The organism is Sporosarcina sp. QA0331 (genome assembly GCF_055808055.1).
Window position 1 is genome coordinate 1,324,305 of record NZ_CM147850.1, and the last position, 20,555, is coordinate 1,344,859.

At 42.1% G+C, this 20,555-nt stretch carries 19 protein-coding genes; 16 read left to right on the top strand and 3 right to left on the bottom strand.

The features are described from left to right. Positions 1–83 precede the first annotated feature (83 nt). The 3 genes from AC0L13_RS06360 (at position 84) to AC0L13_RS06370 (ending at position 2,989) form a co-directional block, all read left to right on the top strand. On the top strand, positions 84–1,676 hold the full coding sequence (locus AC0L13_RS06360) for a long-chain-fatty-acid--CoA ligase (protein ID WP_473645101.1): 1,593 nt from the start codon (positions 84–86) through the stop codon (positions 1,674–1,676). Positions 1,677–1,828: 152 nt separating this feature from the next. Further along, the gene (locus AC0L13_RS06365; RefSeq protein ID WP_473645103.1) at positions 1,829–2,251 is read left to right on the top strand and encodes a DUF1801 domain-containing protein; all 423 of its coding nucleotides are present in this window, start codon (positions 1,829–1,831) and stop codon (positions 2,249–2,251) included. Between the two features lie 69 nt (positions 2,252–2,320). Then, complete coding sequence (locus AC0L13_RS06370; protein WP_473645105.1) at positions 2,321–2,989, top strand: DNA alkylation repair protein; 669 nt, start codon at positions 2,321–2,323, stop codon at positions 2,987–2,989. Between the two features lie 117 nt (positions 2,990–3,106). On the opposite strand, the gene rpsD is transcribed toward AC0L13_RS06370, so the two are convergent. Next, a complete protein-coding gene (gene rpsD, locus AC0L13_RS06375) occupies positions 3,107–3,709 on the bottom strand; it encodes a 30S ribosomal protein S4 (protein WP_473645107.1) in 603 nt (200 codons plus the stop codon). Positions 3,710–4,055: 346 nt separating this feature from the next. Between rpsD and AC0L13_RS06380 the strand changes: the two genes are divergently transcribed. Further along, on the top strand, positions 4,056–5,924 hold the full coding sequence (locus AC0L13_RS06380; protein ID WP_473645109.1) for a sensor domain-containing diguanylate cyclase: 1,869 nt from the start codon (positions 4,056–4,058) through the stop codon (positions 5,922–5,924). Between the two features lie 84 nt (positions 5,925–6,008). Further along, on the top strand, positions 6,009–7,220 hold the full coding sequence (gene megL, locus AC0L13_RS06385) for a methionine gamma-lyase (RefSeq protein ID WP_473645112.1): 1,212 nt from the start codon (positions 6,009–6,011) through the stop codon (positions 7,218–7,220). Positions 7,221–7,266: 46 nt separating this feature from the next. On the opposite strand, the gene AC0L13_RS06390 is transcribed toward megL, so the two are convergent. Further along, positions 7,267–7,749 carry a GAF domain-containing protein gene (locus AC0L13_RS06390; protein WP_473645114.1) on the bottom strand — a complete coding sequence of 161 codons (483 nt, stop codon included), beginning with the start codon at positions 7,747–7,749 and terminating at the stop codon, positions 7,267–7,269. 211 nt (positions 7,750–7,960) lie between these two features. Between AC0L13_RS06390 and ezrA the strand changes: the two genes are divergently transcribed. The 10 genes from ezrA (at position 7,961) to AC0L13_RS06440 (ending at position 18,358) form a co-directional block, all read left to right on the top strand. Beyond that, entirely contained in the window at positions 7,961–9,655 is a 1,695-nt protein-coding gene (gene ezrA / locus AC0L13_RS06395) for a septation ring formation regulator EzrA (RefSeq protein WP_473645116.1), read from the top strand. Positions 9,656–9,737: 82 nt separating this feature from the next. Beyond that, positions 9,738–10,868, top strand: a complete 1,131-nt coding sequence (locus tag AC0L13_RS06400) for a cysteine desulfurase family protein (RefSeq protein ID WP_473645118.1) — start codon at positions 9,738–9,740, stop codon at positions 10,866–10,868. Positions 10,869–10,871: 3 nt separating this feature from the next. Beyond that, positions 10,872–12,077, top strand: coding sequence for a tRNA uracil 4-sulfurtransferase ThiI (gene thiI / locus AC0L13_RS06405; RefSeq protein ID WP_473645120.1), 1,206 nt, complete (start codon positions 10,872–10,874; stop codon positions 12,075–12,077). An 83-nt stretch (positions 12,078–12,160) separates the two neighbouring features. Then, complete coding sequence (locus AC0L13_RS06410; RefSeq protein ID WP_252502615.1) at positions 12,161–12,370, top strand: alpha/beta-type small acid-soluble spore protein; 210 nt, start codon at positions 12,161–12,163, stop codon at positions 12,368–12,370. A gap of 174 nt (positions 12,371–12,544) precedes the next feature. Next, positions 12,545–14,119 carry an acyl-CoA synthetase MbcS gene (gene mbcS / locus AC0L13_RS06415; protein WP_473645125.1) on the top strand — a complete coding sequence of 525 codons (1,575 nt, stop codon included), beginning with the start codon at positions 12,545–12,547 and terminating at the stop codon, positions 14,117–14,119. A gap of 109 nt (positions 14,120–14,228) precedes the next feature. Then, positions 14,229–15,146 (top strand): EamA family transporter RarD, encoded by a 918-nt coding sequence (gene rarD, locus AC0L13_RS06420; RefSeq protein ID WP_473645127.1) that lies wholly within the window; start codon positions 14,229–14,231, stop codon positions 15,144–15,146. A 62-nt stretch (positions 15,147–15,208) separates the two neighbouring features. Continuing rightward, positions 15,209–16,213, top strand: a complete 1,005-nt coding sequence (gene sppA / locus AC0L13_RS06425; RefSeq protein ID WP_473645129.1) for a signal peptide peptidase SppA — start codon at positions 15,209–15,211, stop codon at positions 16,211–16,213. Positions 16,214–16,227: 14 nt separating this feature from the next. Then, positions 16,228–16,812 carry an RDD family protein gene (locus AC0L13_RS06430; protein ID WP_473645131.1) on the top strand — a complete coding sequence of 195 codons (585 nt, stop codon included), beginning with the start codon at positions 16,228–16,230 and terminating at the stop codon, positions 16,810–16,812. A gap of 33 nt (positions 16,813–16,845) precedes the next feature. Beyond that, positions 16,846–17,352, top strand: coding sequence for a thiol peroxidase (gene tpx / locus AC0L13_RS06435; protein ID WP_473645133.1), 507 nt, complete (start codon positions 16,846–16,848; stop codon positions 17,350–17,352). A gap of 88 nt (positions 17,353–17,440) precedes the next feature. Next, a complete protein-coding gene (locus AC0L13_RS06440) occupies positions 17,441–18,358 on the top strand; it encodes a class I SAM-dependent methyltransferase (RefSeq protein ID WP_473645135.1) in 918 nt (305 codons plus the stop codon). A 257-nt stretch (positions 18,359–18,615) separates the two neighbouring features. Here the strand turns inward: AC0L13_RS06440 and AC0L13_RS06445 are convergent, their stop codons facing one another. Further along, complete coding sequence (locus AC0L13_RS06445) at positions 18,616–19,065, bottom strand: universal stress protein (RefSeq protein ID WP_473646871.1); 450 nt, start codon at positions 19,063–19,065, stop codon at positions 18,616–18,618. A 349-nt stretch (positions 19,066–19,414) separates the two neighbouring features. Between AC0L13_RS06445 and ald the strand changes: the two genes are divergently transcribed. Beyond that, on the top strand, positions 19,415–20,530 hold the full coding sequence (ald, locus tag AC0L13_RS06450; protein WP_473645137.1) for an alanine dehydrogenase: 1,116 nt from the start codon (positions 19,415–19,417) through the stop codon (positions 20,528–20,530). Positions 20,531–20,555: the final 25 nt, after the last annotated feature.

Below are 20,555 nucleotides of genomic sequence, written 5' to 3' on the forward strand. Positions count from 1 at the left end.
TTTTGTGATAAGGTTTACTCTATATACTACCAACCATATAGTTTGGTAGGTGCATATTGGAGTAGCGGAAAAGGGGGAGTATCATGGAAGTACCTTTAATTTTGACTCAGTTTTTAGATCATGCTGTTAAGCTCTATGGGGATAAAAAAGCGATTATTTGTGATGATAGGGTATTTACTTATCGAGAAATGAATGAACGTGTCAACCAATTGTCAAGTGGTCTTCGGGAATTAGGAGTGAAAAAAGGCGACCGAGTGGCTTACCTTGCACCAAACACTGTAGAAATGCTGGAAGGCTTTTATGGTGTGTTTCAGCTTGGGGCTATCATGGTCCCGTTAAATATCCGTCTAAAACCAACGGATTATCTCTATATTTTAAATCATAGTGAATCCAAGGTTTTGTTTGTAGATCAGGACTTGTACAATTTAATCCTTCCCATTAAAGAAAAGTTAGAAACTGTAGAGAAGATTATTGTTCATTATCATGATGGCAATTGTGATGAAATAAATTATGATGATTTTTTGCAAATGAATTCTAAAGATATTTTCCAACGTGAAGCATTGGAAGAAACCGATGTCTGCAGTTTACTTTACACGAGTGGGACAACTGGAAATCCAAAAGGTGTGATGTTGACGCATCGCAATAATTATATCCATGCGTTAACGTGTATGCATCATTTGCGTGTAACCGATGAAGATGTTCTAGCGCATGTGTTGCCGATGTTTCATGTCAACGGTTGGGGCTCACCGTTCTACTATACAGCAAACGGAGCGACTCAAGTTTGTTTACGAAAAGCTTCTCCAGAAAGTATTTTTGGTGCGATTAAGAAACATGGTGTTACGGTCATGCATATGGCTCCGACCGTATTGAATTCATTATTGCAATATCACGATGAGCACCCTCTAGAACATAAACATAATACGCGCGTATTTATCGCGGGGTCGGCACCGCCAACAGCATTTGTTACTAGAGTGGAAGAAGATCTTGGTTGGGAATTCATTCAAGTATATGGCATGACGGAATCGAGCCCGTTAAGTACCATCTCCAGAATACGTTCTCACTTCGGGGAGTTTTTAACAGACGAACAGGCTCATTTAAAAGCAAAAGCAGGCTACCAAATGATTGGTACAGATGTACAAGTGGTTAATGAATTAGGAGAAGAAGTAGCTTGGAACGGAAATGAAATTGGTGAACTCATTGTCCGTGGAAATGGCGTCATGAAAGGTTATTGGAAAAATGAAGAAGCGACAATGGAAGCCATTCGTGATGGCTGGCTCCATACCGGCGACATGGCTACTGTAGACGAGTATGGCACTGTTGGAATCGTTGACAGGAAAAAAGATGTCATCATCTCTGGGGGAGAAAATATTTCTTCCATAGAAGTCGAAGGTGTTTTATATGACCATCCAGCAATCCTGGAAGCAGCAGTCATTGCAGTACCTCATGAAAAATGGGGAGAAACACCTCATGCGTATGTTGTTTTACGTTCAGGGCAAAACGCCACAGAAGAGCAGCTAATTCAATTCTCAAGAGACAAGCTAGCTCATTTTAAAGCAATAACGGGAGTCACCTTTGTAGACGAACTGCCTAAAACAGCTTCCGGCAAAATATTAAAAGTTCAGTTGCGTAATGAGTATTGGGAAGCGTATGGAAAAGTAGATAGATATGTAAATTAGAGTAAAACAATATAATTGAAATGTAAGAGGATTTAAACCCTTGAAATGTTGAACAATTTTCAAGGGTTTTATGTAATCCACTGTGATCAGTCGAATAATAATGAGGATAATAATGTGAAAAATATTTTCTAACCGTATGGGAGAGCACATATATGAATGAACCAAAGATGAAAGAAAATGATAATAGTGTAATTGAATTTATTGAGAGTGTGGAGAGTGAGAAGAAGAAGGCAGACGCATATCAATTAGTAGAAATTTTTGAAGAAGTAACTGGTTATAAGGCAAGAATGTGGGGGCCAAGTATTATAGGATTTGGCAGCTATCATTACAAGTATGCATCTGGCCGTGAAGGCGATGCCCCTTTAGTGGGTTTTTCACCAAGAAAGGCAAAAATTAGTCTTTATTTAGATTATGAAAGTGAGGAAAGAGAAAAATTGCTAGAAAGCTTTGGCAAACACACGAAAAGCAAGGCATGTATTTATGTAAATAAAATTGCTGATATCAATATTGCTGTTTTAAAAGATTTAATTAAGCACACAGTAGAAAAATACCAGAAACTTTATCCGAATGAATAAAGGTAATACTTCAAGAAGGCGCTATTCATTAATATATGAAACAATGCTTTAATAAAGGAGTTGTATAAAATGAATGAAAATATAGGTACAGAAGTAAAACGCTTTTCAAAAGCAGAAAACATTCTATCACAGATCAATAGTAAAACTAAGCTGGGCGACTTACGAAAAATCGCGAAGGACATTAAAAAAGATCACGAACTAGCTATGGAACTTTGGTCAACCGAAGAGTTTTTGCCCAGACTGTTAGCAATCTTAATTATGGATAAAAAACTTCTTTCACAAGATGTACTAAAAAAGCTTGATAAGGATATGCAGACTCACACTTTTGATGAGCGAAATAACTTAATGGATTGGTTAATGGCTAATCAGCTCACCAAAGACAAGAAGAAAATTGCATTGATGGAGTCATGGGAAAATAGTCCTTCTGCTCTTCAAAGGAGAGCTTTCTGGTATTATCAAGGGCGATTGAGATGGACTGGACAAACACCGCCTGATAACACCGCATACTTGCTATCTGCATTAGAAGCAAATATTACGCAGGAAGAACCGGAAGTTCAATGGGCTATGAATTTCACCGCAGGCTGGATAGGCGTTTATGATGAAAAGAATCGTGCACGTTGTATTAAACTTGGTGAGAAAACGGGTCTTTACAAAGATGAAAAAGTAGCAAAAGGATGTACTCCCAGCTATTTGCCGGAATTCATTACAATTGAAGTTAACAAACGACATAATAGATAAATCCACTATCTCTTTTGTGATTATTTTGCAAAATAAATAAAAACGAAAAAACCCCTGAAACGTTGATTTAACAACATTTCAAGGGTTTTATTAGCATTAAAATGCTTAATGCTAATATTAACGAGAGTAGAACTCAACGATAAGAGCTTCGTTAATTTCAGCAGCAAGCTCGCTACGTTCTGGAAGACGTACGAATGTACCAACTTTAGTGTCAGCATTGAATGTAACGTACTCAGGAACATAGTTGTTCACTTCAAGAGCTTCGTTTACAACATCAAGGTTTTGAGATTTTTCACGAAGAGAGATCTCTTGACCAGGTTTTACGCTGTAAGATGGGATGTCAACGCGTTTGCCGTCAACTAGGATGTGACCGTGGTTGACGAGTTGGCGTGCTGCACGACGAGTGCGTGCAAGACCCATGCGGTATACTAGGTTGTCAAGGCGAGTTTCAAGAAGGATCATGAAGTTTTCACCGTGTTTACCAGGCATTTTACCAGCTTTGTTGAAAACAGTTTTAAATTGACGTTCGTTCACGCCGAACATGAAACGAAGTTTTTGTTTTTCTTGTAATTGCATTCCGTATTCGGAAAGTTTTTTACGTTGAGTAGGACCGTGTTGTCCTGGTGCGTAAGGGCGTTTTTCGATTTCTTTTCCAGTACCGCTTAGCGAAATGCCAAGACGACGGGAAAGTTTCCAAGATGGACCTGTATAACGAGCCATGAGAGACTCCTCCTCTGTTTTGGTTTTATTTTGTTGTAAAATAAGAACCAGATGTATTCAATCCGTGTGCCATTCTATAATCTTGCATCCTCGCCTCAGCAGCCTCAAGGTTACGCGATGCACCTTACTAAAAGGAATAGACTGGACAACAGGGATCATACAACTGCTGCAACTATTTTACACAAGGAACATCATAACAATTATTCGCATGTGAGTCAAGCTCTTTACATGACGAGTCAAATTTAAGAGAAAGAAACGATTGAAAAACTATAAAAAGTAGGTTGTATGTATTAGAATGTGTATATAGGTATTAATTACGAGGTACGTAAAATGAGGGTGATGGCAAATGAACGATCATGAAATGACATTATATGAAGTGAAAAGCGCTGTTTTTGATTTGTTATCAAATCTGAACGATGAACAACCTCTCGAAGATAAGCTTGCGAAATTCAAGGAGCTGTTCATGGATCAGTTTGAAATCATGGATGCTGAAATACTTCTGTACGATAATAATCGGTTCGTGCCGCTGATTAATGGTGACGCCACGCAGAAAAATGGTACGACGGGTCAGGAAGCATATACAAAAGACCATCCAATTTTCAACGTCTCATTCATGTCGCATGCTTCTGGCGGGGAGTATGAATTTGCTGACGACTCACTCATCATAAGGGATATCCATCTTGCTCCTCTTGGCGCGCTGCTATTTAAGGCAAGTGAGAAATGGCATGCATTCGCCTTGACGGACCATTTGAAGGATTTAAAGAAAGTGTTTGGCACGTTCATTAGCCAAGCTGTCAAAATGCACCAACTCTCAGTGAAGGAGAAGACTTACCGCCATTTATTCGAAGTGGCAGAGCTTTTCAACTCAACGATGGAAAGTGATGTCATCCTGGAAGGGCTTATGGAAGCCGTGACCGAATCATATCCGGCTTACAATGTAAATCTGCTCTTGTCGAATGAACAAAAAGGAAAAACGAATGAATACCGTTTGTTTGACTATGCGAATGAAAGGGCATCTGCGATCGATGCATTCCTGTCAGGCGATTTAACAATTGAAAATGCATCGGATATATCAAGTGTTCTAATGAATGCTCCAATTCGCGGAAGGCAAGGAATCTACGGCGTATTACAGATTACAGCCCCAGGAGATACAGAATTCACAGTGACGCATAAAAGCTTTATTAGATCGATAGCAAATGCTGCCGGAAGTGCACTGGAAAATGCCAGCCTTTACGACCAATCCCATCGGCTTGTGGACGATTTGCGTTTAGTGAATGAAGCATCAAGGAAGTTGAACAGCAATTTGGAGCTTGACGAAATGATTGCCTTTCTCAAAGATCAATTTCTTCATGCATTCCGCCCGAATGAGATAGCATTTGTATTTTATGACGAGAAATGCGACTATTTAATTTCTCCGTCGAGCACTCCCTTTTTCACGAATGATACAGGGAAAAACTATATCGAAGCGATATCGGCCCGTTTTTGTAAAGGGGAAGAAGCTGTATTTGACGCAAATGCAAAGTTTTGTACGCAAGACGGCGATTTATATAAATCGCTTGCTGCCCTTTCGATCAGCAATGGCGGAGAAATGATAGGGTTCGTAATTCTTTTACACCGGGAAGAGTACTTTTTCTCCTTCGATAGCTTTAAATTAATGCGTTCGCTCATTGGTCATTCTTCATTAGCCATTTCAAATATTATGCTGCGCGATCAGTTGCAGGAGCTTGTGAATAAAGATCATCTAACTAAATTATTTACCCGTTCCTATTTAGATGAAATTGTAACTTCTTCGATGGATAAAGAAGAGTCAGGCGTATTCCTGTTAATGGACGTGGACAATTTCAAATTAGTAAACGACTCTTACGGGCACACGACAGGAGATTTGGTATTGCAGCAAATTGCTTCCTTTATCTTAACGAAAGTGGGAGAGAGAGGGATTGCAAGCAGATGGGGCGGAGAGGAAATCGCAATTTTCGTCCCATCCACGACCATTGAGGAAGGCGTCGTTTTGGCTCGACAACTTGTAGAAGGAATACCTGCGGCAACAGACCCTCAAGTAACCGTATCAATTGGATTGGCAGGTTGGTCTCCACAGGACGGGAAGTCTTATAAGGAGCTTTTCCAATCAACGGATCGAGCGCTATATCACGCAAAAAATTATGGAAAGAACCGTTTTGTTCTGCACGGAGCAGCTTCGGCGATAAATTGTCGCTGAAGTTGCTCTTTTTCTTTTTCGGTAAAGAAGGTAAAATGAAAATAGGGAATGTAAGTGCTTACAAAAACGAAGGGCGGAATGGAAATGAATAAACAGACACTTCATAAAGATACTCTTGTCATCCATGAAGGCTATGATGATTCAAAGCATCATGGCAGTTTGGCGGTGCCACTCTATCAGACTTCGACTTATTCATTTGAAAATGCAATACAAGGGGAAAAGCGCTTCGCGGGCGAAGAAGCGGGGAATATTTACTCGAGACTCGGCAATCCGACTGTCAGCGTTCTTGAAGAAAGAATAGCAGCACTTGAAAACGGAGCTGCTGCACTTGCTTTCGGCTCGGGAATGGCGGCAGTCAGCTCCATCCTCGTTCACTTGACGAAGGCGGGAGATCATATCATCTGCTCTAGGGGTATCTATGGGTGTACATTTGGCTTTCTTGGAATCTTGCAAGAGAAATATAATATTACGCATAATTTGATCAGTATGACGACAGAGGAAGAGATAGAAAAGGCAATCACACCTGAAACCGTGTGCATCTATGTGGAAACACCGATCAATCCGACAATGGAATTGGTTGACTTGCAAATGGTGTGCAATGTAGCACGGAAGCATGGATTGGTTGTCGTCGTCGATAATACATTCACATCACCATATTTGCAAAATCCAATTGACTATGGAGCGGATTTTGTCTTGCATAGCGCAACGAAATATATTAATGGACACGGCGACGTCATCGCTGGATTGCTCGTCGGAAAAGATGCTGATGAAATGCAGAAACTTAAGATGAGTGTTCAAAAAGATTATGGGGCCATCATGTCTCCATTTGACGCATGGCTGCTCATCCGTGGATTAAAGACACTGCCCGTCCGGATGGAGAGGCATACAGCAAATGCTGAGAAAATCCTCGGCTATCTAAAAGGCCAGCCACTCGTCGAAGACATCTATTATCCGTTTGATGCTGGTAACCCGCAGTTTGATATTGCCAAGCGTCAAATGAAAGCTGGCGGCGGTCTCATTTCATTCACGGTGAAAGGCGGCAAGGAAAGCGCACAATCGTTCATCGATAGCCTTTCTTTGATCAAAATTGCCGTCAGCCTAGGAGATGCGGAGACACTCATCCAACACCCTGCGACGATGACGCATTCAGGTGTGCCGGCAGCGGATCGCTTGCAAATGGGCATTACAGATTCATTGCTTCGTCTATCTGTCGGTCTAGAGCATGCGGACGATCTCATCGCCGACCTGGACTCCGCTTTCATCACATTAGGACAAAAACATTCGACACATGCATAAAAAATGCCCGGCGTACTTATCATACGTCGGGCATTTTGTTATTCAATTATATATGCTTAACAAGTACACTCACAAATTGCTCAAGTCCTTTTTGATCGTCTTCATTAAAACGCTCATATTCCGGACTATCGATATCGAGTACGCCGATCACTTCGCCGTCTTTAATCAACGGAACGACAATTTCGGAACGGGATGCGGCATCACAAGCGATATGTCCTGGGAATTGGTTAACGTCCGGAACTACAATGGTCTCTTTGTTTTGAGCGGCAGTCCCGCAAACGCCTCTACCGAGAGGAATCCGGATGCACGCAGGCAAACCTTGGAATGGACCGAGTACAAGCTCGTCCTCGCTGTCCATCATATAAAAGCCAGCCCAATTGATGCGGTCGAAAAATTGATTTAGCAAAGCAGAAGCATTGCTCAAATTTGCATAACGGTTGCTCTCGCCAGAAAGCAATGCATCAAGCTGTTTTGCCAGTTGCTCATACTTTTCCTTTGGAACGTCCGAATAAGTAGTTGTCGTAAACAAAAAAAGCACCCCCTAAATATATTACTCTTCAGTATACGTCCCTCGTGGATTTTCTACAAATTTCGCGGGAATCGGCCTCGAAAAATCCTTTTTCCCTATAATTCGTCCAAAATCGTACGAAAATGCTTTAAACATGTTACTATATAAGATAATATTATTGTAAATAGTGGTTAAAAGTTCATTTCAGTGACTTCGGAATAGGGGGATCACAATGGTGAAATATTTCATCATTCCAATTATTGTTCTACTTGTGCTTATTACCATCGCCTTTTTATTCAGGCGTAAACATATTAGCGAAATAAATAAACTAGAACATGAAAAGATGCAAATTCAAAACAAGCCGATATTTGAAGAGATGATGAAGGTTAAACAATTGAATATGACAGGCGAGACAGAAGAGAAGTTCGAACGGTGGCGCAATGAATGGACAGAAGTCGTCGACGTACATATGCCGAAAATCGATTCCATGTTATTTGACGCGGAAGACTTGATCGATCGGTTTCGTTTCAAAAAAGCGACAGCGATCGAAAAAGAAATCCAAGATAAAATCCGCCAATGTGATAAAAGGAAAAATGACATTTTGGATGAGCTGAACGAATTGATCGGCAGTGAGGAAAAGAACAGGATTGAAATAGAAAACTTACGCGAGCAATATCGGTTAGCCCGGAAAACAATTTTAGCCCACCAGCACTCGTACGGAATGACTGTCACTCCATTGGAGAAGGAGCTCGAATCATTCACCCCTAAATTTGAGGAGTATGATGAATTAACAGCAAATGGGAACTATCTCCTTGCCCGTGAAATCGTCATTACCTTGTCTTCAAAAGGGGAAAGGTTATCAACGCTAATTCATGAAATACCTTCCTTGCTGACGGAGCTTCAAAACAAGATTCCAGCCTCCATAAGGGAATTGCGGAATGGCATTCGAGAAATGGAAGAGCAATCTTATAACTTGGCACATCTTGATTTGCCGAAGCAATTACATGAAATCGAGGACGCAATGGGGGAACAATTAACGAGGATGGCCGAACTTGACATTGATACGGTAAGGCAAAATGTTATGGAAATGAATGATCGCATTGATGCTTTCTACGATTCATTGGAAAATGAAGTGAATGCAAAGCATTATGTGGATTATCATTTTGCTGACATCGAAGAATCTTTGGAAGCCATTATACGATTGACGAAGGAGACATCCGACGAGGCGGTCTATGTCCAACAAAGTTATCGTCTTGATGAAAAAGAAGCGAAATTACCGCAATCAAGCTTGAAAAAGTTGGAGACAATCCAAAAACGTCATGATATGTTGAAGGTCATGATGGCCGAAGAGGAATCCGCTTATTCATTCATGGAAACTGAACTAAAAGGGATTGCCGATGAGCTTGAAGAAATTGCCGAGGAACAAGAAAGTCTTGCAAATCGGATGAAAAATCTTCGGATAGACGAAAACAATGTTCGAAACAAATTAAATGACCTCGCACGGGATTTGCAAAATGCCGATCGGAAGCTTCACAGAGGAAATATTCCTGGAATCCCTGATGAAATGGATGCCCGGCTTGAAGAAGCGGAGGAGCAGCTCTTCCTTGTAAGTCAAAGCTTGCAGGAAGTCCCGTTGAATATATCGGTTGCTGAAAGTTATTTAGGAAATGCGGAAACCGCTGTAAAAGAAGTGAATGAAAAAGTTGATGAGCTTCTGGAAAACGTAATGCTTGTTGAACGGATCATCCAATACGGAAATCGTTATCGCGCCTCCAATTTGGAGATGCATGAACGTTTGCTTGATGCAGAAGAATCCTTCAGGCAATTCCGTTATGCGAAAGCACTGGAAGAAGCTGCAACGGCCGTAGAAGCCGTTGAACCGGGCGCAATGAAGCAAATTGAAGAAATGTTGAAAGAACAAGTCTAATGTTGAATGACAATGACAAGCCACCAGCATAATGAGTGCAGGTGGCTTTGTTGCGCGAAAAGCAGAAGAAAGGAAAATCTATATGATTTATTTTGATAACAGTTCAACGACACAGCCTGATGAAAGTGTGCTTGAATCTTTCATAGCGGCCAATATGAAATATTACGCGAACCCAGCTTCGCTTCATATATTTGGAAGGGAAACCGAAGTCTTATTAAAACGCTCAAAAGAACAAATGCTCAGCCTCGTTGGTAATGAAAGCGGCGAAGTCATACTAACATCGGGCGGTACAGAAGCAAATAATTTGGCAATAATCGGTCTCGCTGAAGCATATCGAGGAAGAGGAAATCATATAATCACGACGCAAATTGAGCATCCTTCCATTTTGAACGCATGCCAAAAGTTGGAGAGAAGTGGATTCGAAGTTGATTACTTGACGGTAGATGCCCAAGGTCGCATCTCGCTTCAGGAATTAGAGAATACGGTGAAAAAAGAAACCATCCTCGTCAGTATCATGCACGTCAATAATGAAATTGGAACGATTCAACCAATCCGACAATGCGCTGAAATCATTAAAAACAAAAGCCGTGCAATTTTTCACGCTGATTGCGTCCAAAGCTTTGGAAAGCTGCCGGTCAATATGGATTCACTTCAATTGGATGCCATCACCTTGTCCGCACATAAAGTAAATGGGTTAAAGAACTCTGGTGCATTAATTTTGAAAAAAGGCGTTACACCGGTTGCCATCAACTTTGGCGGTGGTCAGGAAAATGGATTGAGAAGCGGAACCGTTTCAGTTCCAAATGCGGTAGCAATGGCTAAGGCGATGAGGATCAGCGCTGTTCAAGAGGAGAGAGCTGATTTCCGAGAGTGGCGAAATTTGCTGATAGAAGCTTGCCGGCCAGATGAAAATATTCGGGTCCTATCACCGGATTATGGGGCGCCGCATATTTTATCCATTGCATTCAAATCGATCAATGGAGAAGTTGCTGTGAACTACTTCCAAGAGCAAGGCATTATCATTTCAACTTCAAGCGCCTGCTCATCAAAAAGTAAAAATGCAGGACATGTTATAGAGGCAATCGGTTTAGAAAATAAGTTTAAAAACGGGGTCATTCGTATAAGTTTCGGCAACACTAATACAAAAGACCAAATAGATGAATTTATAAACGTGCTAAAAAGCTTCATGGATTTGATTGAGAGGGGAATGTAACTGATGGAATGGAAAGAGATCTTAATTCGATACGGTGAATTATCTTTAAAAGGACGAAATCGAAACCAATTCGTTCGCAGATTAAAAAATAATATAAAAGATGCTTTGACTGATTTGAAATCTGTTCAGCTGCGTGCTGAACGAGATCGAATGTTTTTACTTGCAGATGATGAAACGGATATGAAGGAAGCGATTGAACGCTTGCCGCATATTTTTGGCATCCAGTCATTTAGTCCGGTTGCTATGTGTGAAGCGGATCTAGATGCAATTAAAAAGAAGGCACTCGAAGTGATCGGCACCGAAGATACTGAGGGCAAAACATTTAAAGTAGAAATAAAGCGGGCAGATAAAACATTCCCATATGTTACTGGAGAATTGCAGCAGGCAATCGGAGGACATGTACTACATCATTTCCCGGAGCTTACAGTTCAAATGAAAAAGCCTGATATTATGTTGCTCGTCGATATTCGAAAAGAAGGAGCTTTTCTGACGTCAAAAGTTTATAAAGGGGCAGGTGGCATGCCTGTTGGTTCGAATGGGCATTCATTGCTTATGCTTTCCGGAGGTATCGACAGCCCGGTTGCGGGTTATTTACTTATGAAACGCGGCGTCTCAATCGATGCAATCCATTTTGCGAGCCCTCCATATACGAGCGAATTAGCAAAACGAAAAGTAATGGATTTGACCGAAAAGCTGTGCTCGTTCGGAGCGCCGGTCCGTCTCCATGTCATTCCTTTTACGGAATTGCAGCAAGCAATCGTCCAGCAGGTGCCTGATAATTTATCGATGACGACGACAAGAAGGATGATGCTGCAAATCGCAGATAAAGTTAGAGAAGAGATCGGTGCCTTGGCAATTGTTACGGGAGAAAGCCTCGGACAAGTTGCGAGTCAGACGCTTGAAAGCTTAACTGCAATAAACGAAGTGACCGCAACACCTATCTTGCGTCCTTTGATCGCAATGGATAAGCTCGACATAATTGAGATTTCCCAACAGATCGGAACGTACGAAACTTCAATCAGGCCATATGAGGATTGCTGTACAATCTTTACCCCAAGCAATCCAAAAACAAAACCGAAGCTCGAGAAAGTTCAGCATTTTGAAAGCTTTTTTGATTTCCAACCATTGATTGAGGAAGCGGTGCAAAACAGGGAGATCATCGAAGTGTGGCAACAGCAAGAGAAGGATGAATTCGAGGGTCTTCTTTAAAATAAAGAAATTATTACCAAAACACCTCCTGCATGAATTTCCGGAAACGGTCCATTCTATATGCACAAGGAGGTGACAACGACATGGCGAACAACAACAGCGGCAACTCAAACCAACTCCTAGTTCCAGGGGTACAACAAGCACTTGACCAAATGAAAAACGAAATCGCAGCAGAATTTGGTGTAAACCTTGGACCAGACTCCACATCGCGTGCCAACGGATCCGTCGGCGGAGAAATTACTAAGCGATTAGTGCGTCAAGCCCAACAACAAATGAAGGGTTTCCAACAATAACGAGTTTATGAAAGCTGTCCCGGAATTCCGGGGCAGTTTTTCTTTGTTTCATTACACAACAGTCTTGACGGAGAAGGAATGGATTATTCAAATAACTGAAAGAAATGTGAATATGTTTTGAACTTTCCCCGAGACGTTTGTATAATTGAGTAACACGTAAAAGGGGGAGATCAGATGAATCGTGAAGAATTACTAGCACCGGAGGATTATAATCTCGTTTCTGAATTTGAAAAGTATGCAACAGGCACCGAAAAAAGTGCTTTGATTTACGTAAATTCAAACGGTCAGGAACAGGAAATTACATATGATGAATTAATGGCCTCAGCGAATAGAGCGGCAAATGTATTTGTAGAAAGCGGATTGAACAAGGGGGATGTCATCCTCGTAATGGTTCCTCGGACCATCGATGCGTATGTAACATATATCGGCGCATTGAAGGCGGGAATCGTCGTCATTCCAAGTTCTGAAATGCTCCGTTCCTCTGATATTGAATATCGGTTGGAACATAGTCAGGCAAAAGCGATTGTCGCTTATGAATCATTCATGGACCAGTTTGAAGCGGTGAAAAATTTACAAGGCGTTCAATTGTTTGTAATTGGTGAAGCACGAGAAGGCCAAAAATCATTGACGCATTTGATGGATTCGGCTTCTTCCAATTTTGAAGCCTCCCATACTAAGTCTTCAGATATGGCGTTTCTATCATATACATCAGGGACTACAGGAAAACCGAAAGGAGTCGTCCACACGCATGCTTGGGCATACGCGCATCTGCGAACAGCTGGTCCAAACTGGCTTGGCATAAAGGAAGGAGATGTCGTTTGGGCGACCGCAGCGCCGGGATGGCAGAAATGGATTTGGTCTCCTTTCCTGTCCGTTCTAGGAAGTGGGGCGACTGGCCTTGTATATAACGGAAAGTTTGACGTGAAAACGTATTTGGATTTAATTAAGAAATATGAAGTGAATGTGCTATGCTGTACACCGACCGAATATCGGTTTATGGCCAAAGCTGAAAATTTACAGGATTATGACCTATCTTCCCTTCGCAGTGCAGTGTCAGCGGGCGAGCCGTTGAACAGGGAAGTGATCGATATTTTTGAGAGAACATTCAATCTTGCAGTTAGAGATGGGTATGGGCAAACGGAAAATACACTTCTAGTCGGAACGATGATCGGAATGGAAGCAAGACCGGGCTCGATGGGGAAACCGACGCCAGGAAACCGAGTTGACATTATCGATGAAGAAGGGAACCCAGTAAGTGCTGGAGAGGTGGGGGATATTGTCGTTCACGTATCCACGCCAGCTCTCTTCAAAGAGTACTTGAATGACCCTGAACGGACGAAAATGCAATTTAGAGGCGAATATTACGTGACAGGGGATCGGGCGAAACTCGATGAAGACGGATATTTTTGGTTTGAAGGACGGGGCGATGATATTATTATCAGTTCCGGTTATACGATTGGGCCGTTCGAAGTCGAAGATGCGTTGACGAAACATTCGGCGGTTCGCGAGTGTGCCGTCGTCGGCAGCCCTGATGAAGTGCGGGGCAGCGTCGTAAAAGCGTTCATCGTTTTGCGTGATCCTGAGATGGAGCAAAGTGAAAGTCTTGTGAAAGAATTGCAAGAGCACGTGAAAACGTTGACAGCTCCATATAAATACCCGCGTAAAATTGAATTTGTCTCGGAATTGCCGAAGACTGCCTCAGGAAAAATCATGCGGGTCGAATTGAGGAAATTGGAACAAAATAAATGATTTTAGTAGACCGTCCAACGCCGTAATGGCAAGGGCGGTTTTTCCTTTGCGGGTTTACGAATAGTTTTGGAAGGACTATAATTGTCCTATTCGAAAGGAGGGTGCCTGAATGCAGTCTGAAAAAAGTGGTATCCTGTGGGTTGTCGGATCCTTTCTCATTTGGGGATTCATGCCGATATATTGGAAACATCTTGAACATGTACAAAGTGATGAAATTCTTACAGGGCGGATTATGTGGGCATTTATTTCCACGATTCTTGCTGTTCTGATCATGAGAAAGGGCAGGCAGCTTATAAATGATGTCCGGGAGCTATGGAAAAGCCAGTCGCAATTTTGGAGCCTATTTATCGCATCCGTGCTTGTCACCTCTAATTGGTTCATTTACATATGGGCTGTCAATCACGATTACATCGTGCAAACGAGCCTTGGTTATTATATCAATCCTCTCGTATCCGTCTTGCTTGGCATTTTCTTTTTGAAGGAGAAGCTTTCGTCTTCACAGAAAATTGCATTCTTACTAGCCTTTACGGGCGTCATCATCTTGACTGTTTCATACGGCAAGTTTCCATGGATCGCTTTAAGTCTTGCTATGACATTCGCGATTTATGGATTTATTAAGAAAAACGTTAAATTGGATGCTCTTCGCGGATTGGCAATCGAGACATTATTCATAACACCATTCGCAATCGGCTATTACATCTTTCTTTTCATGAAAGGGCAAGCCGTATTTTTACAAGTGGATATAAAAACGGATATTCTGCTCATCCTTACAGGAATTGCAACTGCGCTTCCGCTTGTCATGTACGCGCAAGGTGTACGAATGGTTCCTTTATATGTAGCGGGGTTCATACAATATATCGCACCTACTTTGATGCTGTTCATAGGAGTAGTCATATACAAAGAGTCGTTTGGCGGTATCGAAATGTTATCATTTTCATTAATTTGGGCGGCGCTAATCCTCTTCACGGTTTCGAAGATATTTGAAACGGTTTCTACAAAAAGGAGCGCTCATGAATCTTCAAAGTAAAATGAAACGTTTTTAAGACATGAACGTATATAATGGTGGAAGAAAGAAGGGGGAATTACATAATGGCAATGAAACGATGGATTGCAATCATCGTAGCTGCAGTGCTTATATTCATATCAATAGGCATTAACTCACTTTCGTATTTATTCACGAGAGATTTCAGCGGCTTTATGGAAGAAATGGCAGCAGGCAATGCGGGCTATAGCGAAGTCGTCATTGAACAAGGAAAAGGAAGGGATCGGATTGCAGTCCTAACATTGGACGGAGTTATTCAGGACGTTGGCAGCTCCTTGTTCGCATCAGGTGGGTATAACCACCAATTATTCATGTCCCAGCTTCATGATATCCTGAATGATCAAACAGTTAAAGGCGTTGTCTTGTCAGTGAACACACCTGGTGGTGGCGTAGTTGAATCTTCGGATATTTACGATGCCATCAAAGCAATCCAAAACGATAGGGAAATTCCTATATATGTAGCAATGGGCGGATTAGCCGCATCTGGAGGCTATTATGTATCAGCACCGGCAGAAAAGATTTTCGTTCACCCAGAAACGATCACTGGTTCCATCGGTGTCATCATGGAAAGCGTCAATTATGCCAAGCTAGCTGAAAAGTATGGAATTGATTTTAATACGATCAAAACTGGTCCTTACAAGGACATCATGAGCGGTTCCCGCGAAATGACACAAGAAGAGCATGATATGCTTCAGGAAATGATCAATGATTCATACGAGCGATTTGTCGCGATCGTTGCAGAAGGTCGAAATATGACGACGGAGCAAGTGAAAAAGGTTGCGGATGGCCGCATTATGAATGGGAAGCAGGCAATCGAATCCGGTCTTGCTGATGGTTACGGCAAAATGGGCGACGTTATCGATGCGATGAAAGCAGATTACGAGCTGGAAAATGCAACGGTCTTCGAATACACGCCGATGGATAGCGTATTTTCACTTTACGGAGTCGAAGTCGGGAATCTTTTCGGTCGCAATATGGAATCTGAGCTGATCGGTAAATTGTTATCGGATTATGATGCACCACGGATGATGTACTTATATGGTGAAAAATAAGGAGGGGATTAGGCATGACGGATCATATTGAACAGAACCAGCCGATGAATGACAATCCCGAGCCGAATCGCCTCCCTGAATACGAAATCATCCGGACGGAGCGATTCAGACCGAAATTTGCAGGTTTCTGGACACGATTCTGGGCATATATCATCGACTTGCTGATCGTTTCATCGATTAGCGGAATATTCATAAAACCGATATTCAGAGTGTTGGATATTAAAATATCCAATCCATCATTCCTGTTATTCAGCCCGTACAAAGTGACGCTCCTCATCCTTTTTCTTGCCTACTTCGCTCTCATGACGAAAATTGCTGGTCAAACTGTCGGCAAAATGATTTTAGGAATAAAAGTCGTCGGGCAAGATGGTGAAAAGCTCACTTGGGGAACAATCCTGTTCAGGGAAGTGATCGGCAGGTTCATTTCAAAGCTTCTTACAATCCCTTATTTGCTTGTAATTTTTATGCCGAAAAAGGAAGCGTTACATGACCTGTTTGCAGACACGTACGTTGTTCATGAACAAGCATTTGAAAAAGAAGTCATTGAGGCTAGGCAGGAACGTAAGGGCGAAGAGTTGCATACGGGAACAATTGTTTAGTAGAATGAATTGAAATGAGAAGGAGGCGTCTTCATGGTAAACGTAACTTTTAAACAAAACCCGGTCACATTGCTCGGAAAAGAAGTAACAGTAGGCGACAAAGCTCCAGATTTCACAGTACTATCCAATGATTTACAACCGGTCACGCTGAATGATTCGAAAGGGAAAATCCGTTTGATCAGCGTTGTACCATCACTCGATACCGGTGTTTGTTCTCAACAGACACGAAAATTCAACGAAGAAGCAACTTCTTTCGGAGATGATGTTGTCGTGCTAACAATTTCTGTCGATCTACCTTTTGCACAAGCAAGATGGTGTGGAGCGGAAGGCGTCAACAATGTTCAAACATTGTCCGACCATCGCGACCTTTCATTCGGAGAAGCATACGGTGTCGTTATGAAAGAGCTACGGCTATTGGCGCGTTCCGTTTTCGTTGTCGATAAGGATGATACAATCGCTTATGTTGAATACGTAAGTGAAGGAACGGATCACCCAGACTATGAAAAGGCAATAGCAGCTATAAATGAATTGACTAAATAATTGGCTGGCCCACTCGGAAACGGGTGGGCCACCTTACCGTTACACACCTTATTCAATGAGGTCATACTTGGGATTAGAGGGATTAGAAATGGCAACAAATACAGAAATTATCTTTACATTTTTAAATGAATATGCAGAATCAAAAAAAGAGGATCTTTACTTAGAAGCTGTCATTAATGCTTGTAATGAATGGCTCTCAGGCGAAACAATGCCACGTTTGACCCCGACTGTATCAAAAGAGGAAATTCGCAGAGGAATCCAGCTAGCTGTCCTGAAAGGGATGAAGCAGAATGCTCAGCCGAATCATCAAATGACACCGGATGCTATTGGTATGCTGGTCGGCCATTTCGCAAACAAGCTGATGCAACATAAAGAACAAGTGACGTTGCTTGACCCAGCTGCGGGGACAGGCAATTTGCTTTTCACAGTTATGAATACAATCGGAGATAACGTCACTGCGACATCTGTGGAAATAGATGAGCTGTTAGTCAGATTGTCCGCTGTCACTGCAGATCTTTTGGAACAGCCTGTCCGCTTTTTCATCCAAGATGCATTGCGTCCATTGCTTGTCGATCCGGTCGACTTGGTCGTATGTGATCTTCCGGTCGGTTATTATCCGGATGATGACAATGCACTTAACTTTGAAATGATGCCAGCGGAAGGGCACGCTTTTTCCCATCATCTTTTCATAGAACAATCAATGAACCATTTGAAGGAAGGCGGATATGCGGTTTTCCTGACGCCTGCATCCCTTTTCGAATCCGATCAATCAGCAGAGCTTCACCGCTATTTGAAAAAGAATGCGGTCATCCGGGCAGTCCTTCAATTGCCGGCTTCCTTATTCAGAAGCGCTGCACACGAAAAAAGCATTTTCATACTTCAGAAACCGTATGCTGAAATGAAAGCCGCTCCGGATGTTTTGCTGTCCAAAGTACCGAATATGTCGGATAAGTTAGCAATGTCACGTTTTCTAGAGCAAATCAATGATTGGGTCAATGAGTCATAAAAGAAGAATAACCCGTTCCAATCCATTCATGGAGTGGAACGTTTTTTTTTGGATGGGTTTAATGGGTCTAAGGTCCTGAAATGACAATAACTCTTGGGAAATGATCGATAACTTACGGGAAATGAACGATAACTCCGTCGAAATGATCGATAACTCATAGGAAATGATCGATAAGCTTAAAAAGATAAACTACTGAAACAAATCGAGACAGCGAATAAGAACCTGCCCAACTTTCAGGCAGGTTCTTCTATTGCATATTAATCTTCTTCAGGAGTACGGACGACAAGTACGTCACAAGCTGATGAGCGGACAATGTTTTCGGACACGCTGCCAATTAGGAAGCGTTCCACTTTGTTCAAGCCGGTCGCTCCGCAAATGATGAGATCTGCTCCAAGCTTCTTGGATAGGTCGCGTGAAATCATCGTTTTCGGCGAACCGTATTCAACGACGATGTTTACGTTCTGCAAACCAGCTGCTTCTGCCTCTTGTTTGTATTCAGTCAACAATTCCTCAGCAAACTTTTGAGCCCGTTCTGCGATGGATCGATCGTAAGCTTCGACTGCTGCGTAAGATCGAGTATCGATGATGTTCACCAAGTTCAATGTCGCATCATTCCGCTCCGCGATGCCCATTGCTTTTTTGAACGCCCATCTGGATTCCTTCGATCCATCCACAGCTACGATAATTTGATCGTATTTTAATACCATTCCACTCACTCCATCCTGTAGATTTATATTTACAATTACTAACTTCGATAAAATTCCGGAAAACCCTTTCCATTTCAAATAAAACCGAAATTGAGCGTAAAGAATTTGACCGAAATGTGACAGTCTCATTTATATATATTCCCTCTCCATCTTATTAAAAACATGAAAAAAGGATCTGTCTATTCATAATTAAAAGGAAGGAGCAAATACATAATGAATCTGAAAATTTGTTTATAATCAATATAGAGAGCAAATTTGTATAACTTCTGATAGAATTGACTGTACATTGGCTATTGTCGAAATGTCGATTTGTGGCCAACTAATTTTCATATATTTAGGAGGATCAGAAATGCGTATTGGGATTCCAAAAGAAATCAAGAATAACGAAAATCGGGTGGCGATGACACCTGCAGGGGCGTTCAACTTAAAGTCTGCAGGCCATGAAGTGTTGATTGAAACTGGTGCAGGTCTTGGTTCTAGCTTTACGGACGAGGACTATATCGAAGCAGGTGCGACAATTGTAGCGACTGCGAAAGAAGCATGGGAAGCTGAAATGGTCATGAAAGTAAAAGAACCGCTTGCTTCCGAGTTCGGTTATTTCCGTGAAGGTCTTATCCTCTTCACTTATCTACATCTAGCTCCTGAATTGGAATTGACAAAAGCTATGCTAGATAGCAAAGTTGTTGGTATTGCCTATGAAACTGTGCAAGTGAACAATTCTTTGCCGTTGCTAGCTCCGATGAGTGAAGTAGCAGGACGAATGGCTACGCAAATCGGTGCGCAATATCTTGAAAAGATCAACGGAGGAAAAGGAATTCTTCTTTCTGGAGTCCCAGGCGTTTCTCGCGGACATGTCACAGTAATTGGTGGTGGTCAGGCAGGAACAAACGCGGCGAAAATCGCAGTCGGCATGGGTGCGAAAGTGACTGTGCTTGATTTGTCTGTAGACCGTCTTCGCCAGTTGGATGAAATGTTTGGCGACAGCATTCAGACGCTTGTGTCCAACCCGTTTAATATCGCTGAATCGGTAAAAGATTCCGATCTAGTTATCGGCTGTGTATTGATCCCAGGTGCTAAAGCGCCGAAATTGGTTTCAGAAGAAATGGTAAAATCAATGAAGCCAGGCTCAGTACTTGTCGATATCGCAATCGACCAAGGCGGTATCTTTGAAACGTCTGACCGCGTGACAACTCACGATAACCCTACGTATGAAAAACATGGTGTTGTACACTATGCAGTTGCGAACATGCCAGGAGCTGTTCCACGCACATCGACGATGGCATTGACGAACGTTACTGTTCCATATGCTTTGCAAATTGCGAATAAAGGTTACAAGCAAGCTTGCTTGGATAACGCTGCATTGCAAAAAGGAGTTAACACTTTGGACGGCCATGTTACATATAAAGCTGTTGCGGAAGCGCAAGGCTTGGAGTATGTACCGGCTGAAACACTTTTAAGCAAATAATAAAAACGCTGTCCGATTTTATCTC

Excerpts from the sequence above, each read along its gene's own strand:
- sppA (WP_473645129.1), top strand. The coding sequence starts at position 15,209 with ATGGCAATGAAACGATGGATTGCAATCATCGTAGCTGCAGTGCTTATA.
- AC0L13_RS06400 (WP_473645118.1), top strand. The coding sequence starts at position 9,738 with ATGATTTATTTTGATAACAGTTCAACGACACAGCCTGATGAAAGTGTG.
- megL (WP_473645112.1), top strand. The coding sequence starts at position 6,009 with ATGAATAAACAGACACTTCATAAAGATACTCTTGTCATCCATGAAGGC.
- AC0L13_RS06430 (WP_473645131.1), top strand. The coding sequence starts at position 16,228 with ATGACGGATCATATTGAACAGAACCAGCCGATGAATGACAATCCCGAG.
- AC0L13_RS06380 (WP_473645109.1), top strand. The coding sequence starts at position 4,056 with ATGAACGATCATGAAATGACATTATATGAAGTGAAAAGCGCTGTTTTT.
- rarD (WP_473645127.1), top strand. The coding sequence starts at position 14,229 with ATGCAGTCTGAAAAAAGTGGTATCCTGTGGGTTGTCGGATCCTTTCTC.
- thiI (WP_473645120.1), top strand. The coding sequence starts at position 10,872 with ATGGAATGGAAAGAGATCTTAATTCGATACGGTGAATTATCTTTAAAA.
- AC0L13_RS06360 (WP_473645101.1), top strand. The coding sequence starts at position 84 with ATGGAAGTACCTTTAATTTTGACTCAGTTTTTAGATCATGCTGTTAAG.
- AC0L13_RS06410 (WP_252502615.1), top strand. The coding sequence starts at position 12,161 with ATGGCGAACAACAACAGCGGCAACTCAAACCAACTCCTAGTTCCAGGG.
- mbcS (WP_473645125.1), top strand. The coding sequence starts at position 12,545 with ATGAATCGTGAAGAATTACTAGCACCGGAGGATTATAATCTCGTTTCT.
- tpx (WP_473645133.1), top strand. The coding sequence starts at position 16,846 with ATGGTAAACGTAACTTTTAAACAAAACCCGGTCACATTGCTCGGAAAA.
- AC0L13_RS06445 (WP_473646871.1), bottom strand. The coding sequence starts at position 19,065 with ATGGTATTAAAATACGATCAAATTATCGTAGCTGTGGATGGATCGAAG.
- rpsD (WP_473645107.1), bottom strand. The coding sequence starts at position 3,709 with ATGGCTCGTTATACAGGTCCATCTTGGAAACTTTCCCGTCGTCTTGGC.
- AC0L13_RS06365 (WP_473645103.1), top strand. The coding sequence starts at position 1,829 with ATGAATGAACCAAAGATGAAAGAAAATGATAATAGTGTAATTGAATTT.
- ald (WP_473645137.1), top strand. The coding sequence starts at position 19,415 with ATGCGTATTGGGATTCCAAAAGAAATCAAGAATAACGAAAATCGGGTG.
- AC0L13_RS06370 (WP_473645105.1), top strand. The coding sequence starts at position 2,321 with ATGAATGAAAATATAGGTACAGAAGTAAAACGCTTTTCAAAAGCAGAA.
- AC0L13_RS06440 (WP_473645135.1), top strand. The coding sequence starts at position 17,441 with ATGGCAACAAATACAGAAATTATCTTTACATTTTTAAATGAATATGCA.
- ezrA (WP_473645116.1), top strand. The coding sequence starts at position 7,961 with ATGGTGAAATATTTCATCATTCCAATTATTGTTCTACTTGTGCTTATT.